This is a genomic window from Allosphingosinicella sp. (assembly GCF_036403745.1).
Lineage (GTDB): Bacteria > Pseudomonadota > Alphaproteobacteria > Sphingomonadales > Sphingomonadaceae > Allosphingosinicella.
Window position 1 is genome coordinate 46488 of record NZ_DASWQI010000039.1, and the last position, 13978, is coordinate 60465.

Annotated in this window: 11 protein-coding genes; 5 read left to right on the forward strand and 6 right to left on the reverse strand. The window is 63.9% G+C overall.

All coding sequences use genetic code 11. From position 1 onward, the window contains the following. Window positions 1–31 precede the first annotated feature (31 nt). The 6 genes from VGC56_RS05605 to VGC56_RS05630 form a co-directional block, all read right to left on the reverse strand. Window positions 32–739 carry a TetR/AcrR family transcriptional regulator gene (locus tag VGC56_RS05605; protein WP_464123798.1) on the reverse strand — a complete coding sequence of 236 codons (708 nt, stop codon included), beginning with the start codon at window positions 737–739 and terminating at the stop codon, window positions 32–34. A 79-nt stretch (window positions 740–818) separates the two neighbouring features. Then, complete coding sequence (locus VGC56_RS05610) at window positions 819–1895, reverse strand: CaiB/BaiF CoA transferase family protein (protein ID WP_464123800.1); 1077 nt, start codon at window positions 1893–1895, stop codon at window positions 819–821. Next, complete coding sequence (locus VGC56_RS05615; protein ID WP_464123801.1) at window positions 1892–3661, reverse strand: acetyl/propionyl/methylcrotonyl-CoA carboxylase subunit alpha; 1770 nt, start codon at window positions 3659–3661, stop codon at window positions 1892–1894. The genes VGC56_RS05610 and VGC56_RS05615 overlap by 4 nt, the downstream gene beginning before the upstream one ends. Beyond that, a complete protein-coding gene (locus tag VGC56_RS05620; protein ID WP_464123803.1) occupies window positions 3661–4428 on the reverse strand; it encodes a nuclear transport factor 2 family protein in 768 nt (255 codons plus the stop codon). The genes VGC56_RS05615 and VGC56_RS05620 overlap by 1 nt, the downstream gene beginning before the upstream one ends. A gap of 41 nt (window positions 4429–4469) precedes the next feature. Further along, entirely contained in the window at window positions 4470–6017 is a 1548-nt protein-coding gene (locus VGC56_RS05625) for an acyl-CoA carboxylase subunit beta (protein WP_464123805.1), read from the reverse strand. After that, window positions 6014–6823: an enoyl-CoA hydratase/isomerase family protein gene (locus VGC56_RS05630; protein WP_464123807.1), complete on the reverse strand. Its 810-nt coding sequence runs from the start codon at window positions 6821–6823 to the stop codon at window positions 6014–6016. Before VGC56_RS05630 ends, VGC56_RS05625 begins: the two co-directional genes overlap by 4 nt. A gap of 200 nt (window positions 6824–7023) precedes the next feature. Here VGC56_RS05630 and VGC56_RS05635 point away from each other — a divergent pair, with 200 nt between their 5' ends. The 5 genes from VGC56_RS05635 to VGC56_RS05655 all read left to right on the forward strand — a co-directional run bounded on the left by VGC56_RS05635 (window position 7024) and on the right by VGC56_RS05655 (window position 13977). Then, entirely contained in the window at window positions 7024–8229 is a 1206-nt protein-coding gene (locus VGC56_RS05635; RefSeq protein ID WP_464123809.1) for an acetyl-CoA C-acetyltransferase, read from the forward strand. A gap of 5 nt (window positions 8230–8234) precedes the next feature. After that, entirely contained in the window at window positions 8235–10370 is a 2136-nt protein-coding gene (locus VGC56_RS05640; RefSeq protein ID WP_464123811.1) for a 3-hydroxyacyl-CoA dehydrogenase NAD-binding domain-containing protein, read from the forward strand. Next, window positions 10367–11524, forward strand: a complete 1158-nt coding sequence (locus VGC56_RS05645) for an acyl-CoA dehydrogenase family protein (RefSeq protein ID WP_464123813.1) — start codon at window positions 10367–10369, stop codon at window positions 11522–11524. The genes VGC56_RS05640 and VGC56_RS05645 overlap by 4 nt, the downstream gene beginning before the upstream one ends. Window positions 11525–11587: 63 nt before the next feature. Next, window positions 11588–12376, forward strand: coding sequence for an SDR family oxidoreductase (locus VGC56_RS05650; protein WP_464123815.1), 789 nt, complete (start codon window positions 11588–11590; stop codon window positions 12374–12376). Window positions 12377–12378: 2 nt separating this feature from the next. After that, entirely contained in the window at window positions 12379–13977 is a 1599-nt protein-coding gene (locus VGC56_RS05655) for an AMP-binding protein (protein WP_464123816.1), read from the forward strand. Window position 13978 lies beyond the last annotated feature (1 nt).

A 13978-nucleotide genomic window follows, 5' to 3' on the forward strand; every position in this document is an offset into this window, starting at 1 on the left:
GTGCGACAAGTCCCAGCATATCCTTTGTGGGTTATGAGCCCGGAGGTTTCCGCGGTTTCCGCGCGGCCGCGGTAGACATTATGCCGACCACAGCAGCCCCAGCGGGCGTGGTGATACCCGCAAGCCAACTCATCACGAATGTGTCCCCAATCGCGTCCGCCGAGAATTCGCCGCTCTGCTTGTACCACTGATACACGGAGTTGAGGGAGCCGAGCAGGCACAGCGCGACCAGCTTCGGATCCAGCTCGCTGCGAACGAGACCCTCTCGCTGACCATCCGTAATCACGGCTTCGAAGAAGCGCCGATACGCATGCTCGTCGCCCAGAAAATCCTTACGCTGCTCAGGCGTCAATCGCTTTCGCTCGTGCAGGAAGACGGCGGTACGGTCACGGTCCGTGCAGACGTAATTGGCGTGAGTACGGATCATCTGCGCGAGCCGTTCGATGGGATTGCCAGCCCCCTCGGCGATCGGCTGGATATTGCGAATGCCTTGCTCGTGCGCATTGCGCAGCAGGTGCGCGAGCAAATCCCCCTTCGTGGTGATGTAATAGTAGAGACTGCCCTTGAGCATTCCGAGCTCGTCGGCGATGTCCTGCAACGAGGTCGCATCGTAGCCGCTGCGCGCGAAGATACGAGCGGCGACGTCGAGAAGCTCGCTCCACCGCTCTTCGCGTGGCTTACGCTCGCCGGCAGGCTTGCGGCGGCGTCCCACGGGGAGGGGGTCCAGGGCCTTCTGCATGTCAGTCATTCCACGATTAGCCCCCGCGAGTAGCAGCAAAGCAGCGACCGCGAAAGCATTCCACCGAACTGCCGATGCGCTAAGAGCACCAATCGGCGAGCAGAGCGAGACCAGTCGGACGTGTGCCGGGGATCGTGCCCGGCGTACGCGAAAAGCGCGGTGCGGGAGCAGGCTGGAGCAGGCCATCGACCTCTCTGAGGGCTCCACGGCCCCCCAGCTGCGGATGCGCAGCGGCCTCCTCCGGTGTCAGCACGGGCGAGACACATGCATCGGAGCCAGCGAAAACCTCTGCCCATTCATCGCGCGTGCGCTCGGCGAACGCAGTGGCGAGGGTCTCGGAGAGGCGCGCCCACTGCTCCTTGTCGTCGACCCCAGAAAGCGTCGCCGGCGCCAGGCCGAGCTTCTCGGAGAGTACTGCGCGGAAACGTGGTTCGAGAGGGCCAACCGCGATGTGCCTGCCGTCGAGGCAGGTGTAGCAGCGGTAATGCGGTGCCTCAGTACCGCCGAGCACGTTGCGCGCCCTGTCAAATTCGATGACCTCCGCTGCCCGCATGCCAAGCAGCGGCGCCAACATGGAGGAAACGCCGTCCACGATCGCCGCGTCGATGACTTGGCCGCACCCTGAGGACATGCGCTCGTGCAGCGCGGCGAGAATTCCCATCACCAGATATAGGGACCCCCCGGCGTAATCCCCCAGCAGGTTGAGCGGCGGCGATGGCGGTCGGGCGGGGTCACCAATAATCGCCAGCGCGCCTGCGATGGACACATAGTTGATGTCATGCCCGGCAAGGAGCGCCATCGGGCCATCCTGACCCCATCCCGTTACCCGGCCGTAGATCAGCCTGCGATTGCGCTTAAGGACCGTCTGGGGGCCAAGCCCCAGCCGCTCCATTACCCCGGGCCGAAACCCCTCGATCAGCACGTCCGCGTGATCGATCGCGGTCAGGCAAGTGCCGATCGCCTCCTCGTCCTTGAGATCGAGCGCCAGAGACGATCGGCCGCGAGATACGACTGGAATCTCCGGCCAGTCCCCCCCACCGGCGCGATCGATGCGCAGTACCTCGGCCCCCATGTCGGCAAGCAACATTCCGGCAAAGGGGCCGGGCCCTATTCCGGCAAATTCGACCACTCTCAATCCACTGAGGGGTCCACTCATCCCCGGGCCTCCTGAAGCACCGTCACGAGCTTCGCGCCTGTCTTGACGGTGTCACCGGCCGCAACGTGGATCGCTTCAACAATGCCGTCATGGGGCGCGGCGATCACCACCTCCATCTTCATCGCTTCAAGAAGCAGAATGGGGTCGCCCTTCGCAACACGGTCCCCGACGGCAGACCCGAGCGAGATGATGACGGCGTCCATGGGCGAGGTCACAAGTGGCCCGCCACCTGTCGCGACCGCGGAGGCGCGTCTGTCCGGCCTCTGGCCAGAGGCAGCGGGAATCCCACCGCTTGCAGGCGCAAGGCCGTAAACCGCGACGTCAACGATCCGGCCGCCCCAGGGTACCCCCACGCTGCGCTCGCTGCGCCTTGAGGCCGTCTCGTCCAGGGGTTCGAGCTTCGCCGGGCGGCCCGAAGCATCCGGTAGCCAATCCCGTTCCAGCGAGCCGGTGTCGTGGCTGGCCGCGACGAACGCATACCTGTCGATCAGCGTGCGCAGATATGGTGCCGTGGTGGAGACGCCCTCCACGGCAAGGCTGTCGAGCGCAAGTGCAAGGCGTGCCCGCGCCTCATCGCGAGTGGCGCCCCAAGCTTGCACCTTGCCGAACATCGAATCGTAAAATTGGGGTACGGAGTCTCCTTGCTCTATGCCGAAGTCGAGACGAACCCACGGCCCCAGCGGCAGCTTGAGCGACCGAACCTTACCCGGTGTGGGCCGAAATCCCTCCCATGGATCCTCGGCGGCGATACGGCCCTGGATGGCGTGACCGCGAAGCACGACATCCTCCTGCCGAATCTGCAGCGGCGCCCCGGTAGCGACCAAGATCTGCTGGCGGACCAGATCTATCCCGGTAACGAGCTCGGTGACGCCGTGCTCGACCTGCAAGCGCGTATTCATTTCAAGAAAGAAGAAGCTCTCATCGGCGACGTCGGCGAGAAACTCGACCGTGCCCGCGCCACGGTAACCTACACTTCGGCACAAGGTTATCGCAGCGTCGGAAATGCGCGCGCGCAACAGGGGCGGTAAGGCCGGCGCGGGAGCTTCCTCCAGCAGCTTCTGGTGCCGGCGCTGGACGGAGCAATCCCGATCGCCGAGATGGATCACGTTCCCGTGGGAATCGCCCAGCACCTGCACCTCTATATGGCGCGGGCGCATTAGAAAGCGCTCCAAGAACACCTCTGCGCGGCCGAAAGCGGACGCGGCCTCGCGGGCCGCCTGCTCGAGCGCCGGGCCCAACTGGTCGGGGTTGGTCGCAACCCGCATCCCGCGCCCACCGCCGCCAAAGCTCGCCTTCACCGCGATGGGCCAGCCGATATGGTCGGCAAGGGCGAGCGCTTCTTCCAATGACCCCACCGGCCGATCCGTCCCCGGCAGCACCGGAACTCCGCACGATTGGGCAGCGCGCCGTGCCTCGACTTTGTCGCCCATCATCGCGATGGTCGGCGCCTCAGGACCGATGAAGACGAGTCCTGCCTCTTCCACAGCCCGTGCGAATTCTGCGCTCTCACTCAAGAGCCCGTAGCCTGGGTGCACCGCGGCAGCGCCCGCCGCCTTCGCCACTTCCATGAGCCGTGGAATGCTGAGATAAGATTCGCTGGCGACCGCCGGCCCAAGGCGATGGGCCTCGTCCGCAAGCCGCGTCCACAAGGCGCCTTCGTCCGCATCGCTGAACACGGCGATCGTCCGGATGGCCATCTCGCGGGCCGCACGGATGATGCGGACTGCGATTTCACCGCGATTGGCGACAAGGATCGACTCGAACATCAGGTGCGCTGATTGACGGAGCGAATGAGGTCCAGCCGATTCCGGATCACACGCCCCTCAGCGACTGCGCCATGGTCGATCCGAACGATGCCTGCCATGTGCAGGCGGACCAATGTGCCGTCGGCAGGAACCTCCCCAAGCTGTCGGGCGAGCTTCCCTGTCTGAGTTGCATGAAAGGCTGCTACGTCGCCGCACGAGAAGAGGTCATTGATCTCGATCCCCTCCTGATCGACAAGGCCAAGCTCCCGACCAAGATGCCATGCGTCGTCGCAGAGCACGCCAGGAGTTGCTTCCAGAAGACCTTCTCCCAGCCAGCGGCGCGTCACCTCCTCCACTTCCCCATCGGGTGCGGCGGCGATAGTGTCCCAAGGCGCCGTCGCGGGCGTCTCGACGGGGTACGCCACCCCGCTGGCAAGCTGGGTCGCGCGCGAGAAGTAGTCCTGTTCGACCATGTTGCTGGTGAGCTTTCGGCCGTTCCAACGATATAGCCCGATGCCACCCCACGCCGCGCGGTTGCCATTATGACGGCGGGAGGCTCCATGTTCCGAGAAGCGCATCGCGAGGCGTTCTCCGGAGGTCCAAATCTCGTGCACGGTGAGGCCGAGACCCGGAAATTGGTCTAACTGCCTACGCGTGGCCTCCGCATAAGCGCCGTCACGCCCGGAGATTCGGTGACCGCCCATCTGAAGCTGGTAGTCCGGCTCCATGATGTCCTTGGTCAGCGCCTGATTGTGGGCGTTCGTGTATTCCACCACGTACCGCTTCATTAGCCGCAGGAAAGCTGGACCCTCGGCAACAGAGAGCTTGCTCACTCGCTGACCCGCGGCCGCTGGCCCCATGCGAACTCGAGGGCTTTGATCAGCTTCGCTCGCGTTTGCGCCGGCTCGATCACGTCGTCGAGCGCGATATGCGCCGCCGCCTCCCAAGGTTCCGAGATCGTGGTCCATTCACGGTGTAGCTCGGCCACAAGTGCTGCGTGCGCCTCCTCGCCCTCCTCCGCCAAGACTTTGTCCAGCCTGCGTCGGTAGACGGTCTTGATGCCGGTCTCGGGGGCCATGAAGCCCATCTCCGCGCAAGGCCACGCAAAGAGGAAATCGGGGTGGGTAGGTCGGCCGCCCATAGCGAAGTGACCGCCGCCATAAGCCTTGCGGATGATGACGCCGACCTTCGGGACGGTGGCCGTCGAGATCCGCAATGCAAGCTTCTCGTAAGCCTTCAGCGTCCCCTTCCTCTCCGCCTCGGTGCCGACCATCAGCCCCGGCACGTCCTGAAGAAAAACGAGTGGCACGTTGAACGTGTCGCAGAGATCGACGAAATCGTGCTCCTTGACCAACGCGTCCGCGTCCAGCGCACCGGCCTTCACGATCGGCTGGTTGGCGAGGATGCCGACCGGATGGCCGTCAATGCGCGCAAAACAGGTGAGCAGCGAGGGGCCCCACGCTTCTGCCCAAGGGAAGATACTCGCTTCATCGGCGATGGCCTCTATCACTCGCCGCATGTCGTAGCCCGATTTGGGTCCCAGCGGCACGATCGTCTCGAGCTCCGCAGGGTCGATGGCAGGTCCTCGGGAGGGGGCGATCGGCGCCGGTGTTGCGCTGTTGGACGGGAGGTAGGAGAGAAAGGCAGCAATGGCGTCCATCGCCTCCGCCTCTGTCTCCACGGCCATGTGCGCATTGCCCACCGCCATTGCCTTTTCAGGGCCGCCAAGCTCGGCGTCCGTGAGCGTCTCACCGGTCGCCGGCGCGATTACTGAGGGCCCGACGAGAGCAAGCGAAGCGAAGTTGAGCATCACGACGAAATTGGCGGTGGAGGCGTGGAGCGCCGAGTCTCCGTAGGAGGGGCCGAGCACCGCGGCGGCGCGGGGCACCTGGGGCCCTCCATCCGTGCGTTTGAGAAAGGTCTTGAAGTCGAGCGGGAGGTGGGAAAAGCGCCACCCCATCACGTCCGGTATACGCCCCCCGTCGGCATCGCACAGCAGGACGAGGGGATAGCCGTTCTTCTGCGCTATTTCGATGAGGCGCCCCTGCTTGCGCATGCTCGTGGGCGCGGTGGTGCCGGCAAGCACTGACGAGTCGATTCCGATCACGCCGATTTGACGGCCATCGAGAGTCGCGAATCCAGTAACGACCGCGTCACCCGGCACATGCCGAGAGGTGCGCCGTTCCGGCAGCGCAAGCGCACCAATTTCGAACCAGCTGCCCTCGTCGATCAGCAACTCGACCCGCTCCCGCACGGGGAGGCGCCCAGAGTCGCGATGCCTTTCGAGACCTTCGGCCCCGCCCATCTCGAGCGCGCGCGCCTGACGCTCGCGCAGGTCTGCGACCCTCTCGTGCATGGTCGGCTCGGAGGGGCTCATTTCGGCGCCACCTTTACGCCGCCTGTGAAGACGGGAGTGCGCTTTGCGAGAAATGCCTCGACGCCGCACTTGCGATCCTCGGACGTGTGCAGAATCGTAATCTCTTCCACCGAGTAGTTCAGCGCTGCATCGTCAATCGTACGATTGACCATGCGCTTCGCTACTGAAAGCGCCATCGGGGAGCGCGCGGCGATAGTCTCGGCCATTCGGCGCGCTTCCACCATTAGCTCCGCGGCGGGTACGACGCGCTGAACAAGACCGACCTCAAGAGCCCTCTGCGCGTCGATATTCTCCCCGGTTGCAATCAGGAGCTTCGCCATCTGCCGTCCGACGACGTCCGGCGCGCGAAGCACGCCAAATCCGGGAACCAGGCCGAGCATCGCTTCCGGCATCGCGAAGCGCGCAGCATCGCTCGCAATGACGATGTCGCTCGCCATGGCCAGTTCGCACCCCCCGCCGTAGGCGATGCCGTTTACCGCCGCAATCACGATCAGGGGTGATCCCTCAACGTGCGCGAAGGCCTGCATTGCGTCCACCTGATAGGCGCGCATCTCGTCGATGGTCTGCAAATGGAGGAAGCCCGCAATATCTCCTCCAGCGCTGAAGGCGCGATCGCCTCCTCCTGTGATAATCGCGACTCGCGTCTCTCCGTCGCTGGCCAAGCGATCGAGCGCTTCGCGAAGATCCGACCAGAACCCCGCGGTCATCGCGTTGAGCTTCTCAGGGCGTTGCATCACGATCTGGGCAACGTGACCCTCGGATCGAACCTCGAGATACCCGACTTGGAAATGAGATTGACGATCCATGCCCCACTCGCGTCAGAAAAGGTACGGAGGCCAGGCTCGTCGCCCACCTGCCCCGGTTGGCGCTGTCGGTTTGTGGAACTTGCCGGGCGAAGTCAAACGAAAAAATACCAAACGGATGGTAGACAGCGACGGCTCGGTGCGTTAGCTTCATGAGCAGGCGCCCGGGTCGGTGCCGATTTGACACGGGTCAGGGGACTGCCATGGCGGAAGCCTTCATCTATGATCATGTGCGCACGCCGCGCGGCCGAGGACGATCGGATGGGTCGTTGCACGAGATCACAGCGGTGGAACTCGCGGCCACCCCTTTAGAGGCCCTGGCCCAACGCAACGGGTTGGATACCTCCCTTGTGGACGACGTGATCTACGGCTGCGCGCAGCCCGTCGGTGAGCAGGGTGGCAACATCGGCCGCGCCGCGATACTCGCCGCCGGTTGGCACGAGAGCGTTGCGGGCCAGCAGGTCCATCGCTTCTGCGCGTCCGCCCTCGAGGCAGTGAACAACGCGGCGGCGCAGGTGATGAGCGGGGCGGCCGACGCGGCTGTCGGCGGCGGCGTGGAGGCGATGTCCCGTACCTATATCGGCGCGGACACCGGCGCTTGGTCTGCTGATCCTTGGCGCAGTTATCACAGCTATTTTGCTCCCCAGGGCATAGGGGCGGATCTGATTGCGACGCTTGACGGCTTCACCCGCGAAGATGTCGATCGCTACGCCGTCGAGAGCCAGCGTCGCGCAGCCAACTCACAGCGGAGCGGTAACTTCGACAAGTCGGTAGCGGTGGTAAAGGACGTGATCGGACAGACGGTACTCGAAAAAGACGAGTATCTGCGCCCGAAGACAACGTTGGAGTCGCTCGCCGGCCTGAAGCCAGCCTTCATCGGGCAAGGCGCCATGGGCTACGATGCAATCGCGCTCCAGCGATATCCGCAGGTCGAAGCGATCGAGCACGTCCACACCGGCGGCAACTCGTCCGGTATCGTTGACGGCGCTGCCGCGGTGCTGGTGGGAAGCGCCGAGTTCGGTCAGGCAGCAGCGCTGAAGCCGCGCGCCCGTATCCGGGGCTTCACCAACATCGGCTCCGAGCCGACGATCATGCTAACCGCTCCCGCGGACGTCACTCGGAAGCTCCTCAAGCGCACAGGCATGCAGATAGGCGATGTTGATTTGTTCGAGATCAACGAAGCCTTTGCAAGCGTGGTGCTTCGATTCATGAAATACCTGGACCTCGATCCGGAGCGCACCAACGTTGCCGGCGGCGCGATTGCCCTCGGGCACCCATTGGGAGCGACGGGAGCGATGATCCTGGGGACGGTGCTCGACGAGCTTGAGCGGCGCGACCTGAACACGGCGCTCATCACGCTTTGCGCCGGCAATGGCCTTGGCACCGCGACCATCATCGAACGGATATGACTGGAATGCGCTACCTCAAGATCGACGTCTCGGAAGGCATTGCAACGCTCACGCTCGATGCGCCGGACGCAGCCGTGAACACAGTTGCGCCAGCCTGGATCGCCGAGATGTCGCAGGCCATCGAGCGGCTGCGCGACGATGTCGGTGTCACAGGCATCATCGTCGCGTCCGCCAAGCCCGGGTTCATGGCGGGCGCGGATCTCAAGTTCATCCTCGACCAGGCGTCCGGGATGACGCCCGGGGAGGCGTTCGGGTTCAGTCAACGCGCCACGCATATGCACCGGTTGCTCGAGACGTGCGGCAAGCCGGTCGTGGCAGCGATGGCGGGGTTTGCCCTTGGCGGCGGGTATGAACTGGCGCTGGCTTGCAACCATCGCATACTGGCAGACGACAGCAAGGCGGTCGTGGGCATGCCCGAGGTGACCGTGGGGCTGCTGCCGGGGTCGGGCGGCACGCAGCGACTGCCGCGGATTATCGGGGTGGCGCGCGCGGCCGAGGTGCTGCTCGAGGGAAGGACATACGCGCCAGCCGAGGCCCTTGCGCTCGGTCTGGTCGATGAGGTCGTGGCCAAGGATGAGGTGCTCACCCGCGCTCGCACGTGGCTGGCCAGTGCTCCCGATCCGGCGCGCCCCTGGGATAAACGGGGATTTGCGATACCCGAATCGGACGGCCTCCTCAAACAGTCAACGGCTGCTTTTTTTACTGCGACGACGGCCAGGCTGCGCGCGCGCTTCGGTGACAATTATCCGGCGCCGATAGCGATCCTGTCATCAATCTTCGAGGGGGTGCAGGTGCCGATCGACAAGGGCCTGCTTGTTGAGAGCCGCTATTTCGCCAAGCTGCTCACCAGCCCGGTCAGCCGCAACATCATTCGGACCACGTTCATCCAAAAGGGGATGGCGGAGAAGGGCGCACGACGACCTGATGGCGTGCCCAAGCTCAAGGTCGCCACGCTTGGGGTTCTGGGTGCCGGGATGATGGGCGCGGCGATCGCATACGTCGCGGCGAAGGCTGGAATGGAGGTGGTCCTGATCGACACCTCGAGGGAGGCTGCCGAGAAGGGAAAGGACTATTCCGCCAAGCTGCTCGCCAAGCAGTTGCAGAAGGGTGTGCTGACGGAGCAGGACGCCGACGCCATTTTGGCGCGCATTGTGCCCACGGTCGATTACAACGCATTGCGCGGCGCCGAGCTCGTGATCGAAGCCGTCTTTGAGGATACGTCAATTAAGGCGGACGTCGCCCGCAGAGCGGAGGCAGCTATCGGCTCCGAGGCGATCTTCGCCTCGAACACATCGACGCTGCCGATCAGCGGGCTCGCGCAGGCGTTCGGACGTCCCGAGGATTTCATCGGGCTGCACTTCTTCTCGCCCGTCGACAGGATGTCACTCGTGGAGGTCATCCTCGGTCGCGCCACCTCCAAGGCGACGCTGGCGCGCGCGCTCGACTTTGTAACTCAGATCCGCAAGATCCCGATCGTCGTCAACGACAGCCGGGGATTCTACACCAGTCGCGTGTTTCAAACGTTCATCCACGAAGGCATGGAATTGCTGCGGGAAGGCGTCGACCCTGCGCTGATCGAGAACGCCGCGCGAAACGCAGGCATGCCGGTGGGGCCGCTCGCCGTCACGGACGAAGTGAGCCTGGAGTTGCCGATCAAGATCGTCCGCCAGACCGAGGCGGAAGAGGCGGGCTATCGCCGTCCGTCCTCGATGCAGGTGATGGAAAAGATGGTCAACGAACTCGGCCGTTCCGGCCGCAAGGGCGGGGGCGGCTTCTATGAGTATCCGGAAGGCGGGTCGAAGCGGCTGTGGCGGGGCCTCGCTGAGGCCTTCCCAGTCGCCGCGCAGCAGCCATCGCCCAGCGACGTCACGAAACGGCTGCTGTACATTCAGGCCATCGAGACTGCTCGATGTCTCGAAGAGCGTGTCCTGACCCATCCGGCGGACGCGGATCTCGGCAGCGTGTACGGCTGGGGATTTCCGAGCTGGACGGGCGGAACGCTTTCGCTCGTCGAGACGATCGGTCTGCCTCAGTTCGTCGCCGAGTGCGACAGGCTCGCGCAACAACACGGGGCGCGATTCGCCCCCACCCGGCAGCTGCGCGAAATGGCGGCGGCCGGCCAAAGCTTCAATTCGCAATGAGGCGGCTCATCTTCGAACCGGAGCACGAGCAGTTCCGCGATAGCGTCCGCGCGTTCATGTTGAAGGAGGTGGGACCGCACGCCGAGCGCTGGCGCGAAGCGGGACAGGTGGACCGGGAAGTCTATCACAAGGCGGGCGCAGCCGGCTTCCTGTGCACCTGGGCCGACGAGCGTTTCGGCGGGGCGGGTATCGATGACTTTCGCTTTGAGCAAATCATCATCGAGGAGAATTTGCGTCACGGCGATATTGGCTTCTACATCAATCTGCACAGCGACCTCGTAGCGCCTTACATCGCCAAGCTCGGGACTGACGAGCAAAGGATGCGGCTGATGCCGGGCATCGTCTCTGGGGAGACAATTTTGGCCATTGCGATGACCGAGCCTTCGACGGGCAGCGACCTCGCAGGAATGAAGACACGGGCGGTGGAACGGGCGGACCACTGGGTGCTCAACGGCGCAAAGACCTACATCTCCAATGGCATACTCTCGGACGTAATCATCGTTGCGGCACGCACTGATCCGAGCCGGCCGCACGGGATAAGTCTTTTCCTGGTCGAACGCGGAATGGAAGGATTCGAGCGTGGCCGGAAGCTGGCTAAGATCGGCTTGAAGTCGCAGGACACCGCTGAACTTTTCTTCCATGACGTGAAGGTCCCGCAGAGCAATCTCCTTGGAGAGGCAGGACAAGGCTTCAAATATCTGGCGCGTTTCCTCGCGCAGGAGCGGCTCGTCGCAGCCATAGGCTTCATGGCGGCCGCGCAAACCGCGTTCGATCTCACACTGGAATATGTCAAAGAGCGCCGTGCCTTCGGAAAGTCGATCGGCGCCTTCCAGAACACGCGCTTCAAGATGGCGGAGATGCGTGCCGAGCTCGACGCGGCTCAGACCTATGTCGACCAGTGCGTGCTCCTGCTGAATGGGCAGGAACTCACCGCCGAGGACGCTTCTGCCGCCAAACTGATCTCGAGCGAGCTGGAGGGGCGGGTCGTGGATACGTGCCTGCAGTTGCACGGCGGCGCCGGCTATATGGAGGAATTTCGGATCAGCCGCATGTTCACCGACGCACGTATCGACCGTATTTTCGCCGGGACATCCGAGATTATGAAAGAGATCATCGGGCGCGGACTTGGGCTCGACGACCGGAAGATGAACTAGGTCGATGACGCTCAGCCGCCGCGACAGCTTGATCATTCCCTCACGGGCAGGGTCGTGACTCGGATGGACCGTCTCGAACGGCTTCAGGGTAGGATTTCCGTAGTGACCGGCGGTGGGAGCGGGATTGGGCGCGCTATTTGCCGCCGGCTGGCGCTGGAGGGCGCAATCGTTATCGTTGCGGACCTCGACGCGGATGCCGCCGATTCAGTTGCCTCCGGCTTGGCGAAGCCCGGCTTGGCCGTCCGCCTAGACGTCAGCTCCGCCGAGCAGGTGACCGCGTTTGCAGCTCGCATAGCCGATCATCACGGCGCGCTGGACATCCTCGTAAACAATGCCGGAATCGTCCGCGACGCGCCGCTCCACAAGATGACCGATGGGGATTGGGTCCTTGCGCACAACGTAATCAGCACAGGCGCTTTCCTGATGTGCCGGGCATTCGCGCCGCTCCTGCGTCTCGTTCCCGAGGACGGACATCATCGCAAAGTGATCAATATGGCCTCCGTGAGCGGGATCTACGGCCGTGAGCTTTCCGCAAATTATAGCGCTGCCAAGGCTGGTCTGATCGGATTGACGAAGGCCTTGGCGCGGGAATGGGCTCCTCGGCAAATCAACGTTAACGCGATCGCGCCCGGCTTTATCGGTGGCACGGGGCTCACCACCCCCGTCGATGACGGCCGAACTGCGATGCGCGAGGACTTCCTTGATCGGGTTGTCGCGCAGATACCCCTTGGGCGTGGTGGAGTGCCTGAGGACATCAGTGGCGTCGCCGCCTTCCTCGCCTCCACTGACTCCGATTACATCACCGGCCAGGTCATCGAAGCGCATGGCGGCCTAGAGATCCTCAGGGTTTGACCATGGGCGCCTACGATTATCAGGGCCCTTGGACGATGGCATCGATCATCGATGATCGCGCCGAGAAGCTCGCCGACCATCCGGCCATCCTCACCCTCGAACGTGCGATCAGTTATGGCGAGCTCCGCACCCGTGCGCAGCAGGTCGCGGCGCAGCTGGCCTCTCTCGGCGTTCAACCCGGCGATCGGGTGGCGACGATGCAGGACGCAACCCCGGACTATGTATTCACTTGGCTGGGGTGCGCCTGGGCGGGCGCCGTCGAGGTGCCGGTCAACACGGAGTATAAGGGCCAGTTCCTGGAGCACGTCCTTGAGGAATCGGGGGCGTCGGTGCTGATTGTGCAGGCACGCTATGTCTCGGTCGTCGCGCGAGTTACCATTCCGCAGCTGCGCCACCTGATCGTCGTCGGCACCCCTCAACACGAACTGCCCGCAGGCAAGGTTGGCCACCTACTCGCAGATGCGTCGACTTTCGCGATGTTGCCGATGGTGCCGAGGAGCGAAAGCGACCTCCTGTATATCCTATACACGTCCGGCACGACGGGGCTGTCCAAAGGCGTGATGCACTGCAACAGGAGCGCGATGTGGGCAGCGCGGGTTTGGCGAGAGCTGGCGGCTCTGACCGTCGACGATGTCGGCTACTCCTACCTTCCGATCTACCATGTCACCGCGCGGTCGGCGCTGATCAAGGCGTGCATGATCGCCGGCGCCAGCTGCGTTTTGCGGGAGCGCTTTTCCGTCACGGATTTCTGGGCCGACGTCGATCGTCATCAAGCGACATTCACTATGTACATGGGGTCGGTCGTCCTTTTCCTGACCCAGCAGCCCGAACGCCCGGGTGAGGGCAATAACAGCCTGCGGGTGGCCGGCGGCGCGGCGTGCCCCCCGCGTGTGGCAGCGGAGTTCACGCGGCGGTTCGGCACGCAGCTGGTCGAAGTCTACGGCATGACCGAGGTGGGCACCGTCAGTGGCCCGAGGCGTGGCATGGGCGCCCCAGGCACGATGGGGCGCCCCTTCGAGCATGTTGAGATTCGCATTCACGATTCGGACGACAATCCTCTGCCGCCCAACACGCGCGGGGAGATCGTCATTCGCCCCGCGGAACCCTATGCCATCATGCAAGGCTACTGGCAGCGCCCGGAGGCCACCGTCGAGGCGTGGCGCAATCTCTGGTTCCACACCGGTGACATAGGAATGCTTAACGAGGCTGGTGACCTCACCTTCGTCGACAGGCTCAAGGATGCCATGCGCCGGCGCGGAGAGAATATCTCCTCGTTCGAAGTCGAGCGCGCCGTTCAGGCGCATCCAAGTGTCCGCGAATGCGCTGCCTTCGCGATCGAGTCCGAGGCGACCGAGGACGAAGTGATGATCGCGGTCGTGCGCCACGATGGCGCAGAGCCCACAGCAGAGGAGCTTCACCACTTCTGCCAGGAGACGATGCCGCGGTTCGCCGTACCGCGCTTCATCCGCTTCGTGGAATCACTTCCGAAAACACCGACCGGGCGAGTGCAGAAGCACATTCTCCGCGACACGGGCATCACGCCGGACACTTTCGAGCGGACGGCCCCGCGTCGGCCCTCGAAGAGACCTACAGGAGTTTAGA

Coding starts and splice junctions, on each gene's coding strand:
- VGC56_RS05605 (WP_464123798.1), bottom strand. CDS start 739: ATGCAGAAGGCCCTGGACCCCCTCCCCGTGGGACGCCGCCGCAAGCCT.
- VGC56_RS05610 (WP_464123800.1), bottom strand. CDS start 1,895: ATGAGTGGACCCCTCAGTGGATTGAGAGTGGTCGAATTTGCCGGAATA.
- VGC56_RS05615 (WP_464123801.1), bottom strand. CDS start 3,661: ATGTTCGAGTCGATCCTTGTCGCCAATCGCGGTGAAATCGCAGTCCGC.
- VGC56_RS05620 (WP_464123803.1), bottom strand. CDS start 4,428: ATGAAGCGGTACGTGGTGGAATACACGAACGCCCACAATCAGGCGCTG.
- VGC56_RS05625 (WP_464123805.1), bottom strand. CDS start 6,017: ATGAGCCCCTCCGAGCCGACCATGCACGAGAGGGTCGCAGACCTGCGC.
- VGC56_RS05630 (WP_464123807.1), bottom strand. CDS start 6,823: ATGGATCGTCAATCTCATTTCCAAGTCGGGTATCTCGAGGTTCGATCC.
- VGC56_RS05635 (WP_464123809.1), top strand. CDS start 7,024: ATGGCGGAAGCCTTCATCTATGATCATGTGCGCACGCCGCGCGGCCGA.
- VGC56_RS05640 (WP_464123811.1), top strand. CDS start 8,235: ATGCGCTACCTCAAGATCGACGTCTCGGAAGGCATTGCAACGCTCACG.
- VGC56_RS05645 (WP_464123813.1), top strand. CDS start 10,367: ATGAGGCGGCTCATCTTCGAACCGGAGCACGAGCAGTTCCGCGATAGC.
- VGC56_RS05650 (WP_464123815.1), top strand. CDS start 11,588: ATGGACCGTCTCGAACGGCTTCAGGGTAGGATTTCCGTAGTGACCGGC.
- VGC56_RS05655 (WP_464123816.1), top strand. CDS start 12,379: ATGGGCGCCTACGATTATCAGGGCCCTTGGACGATGGCATCGATCATC.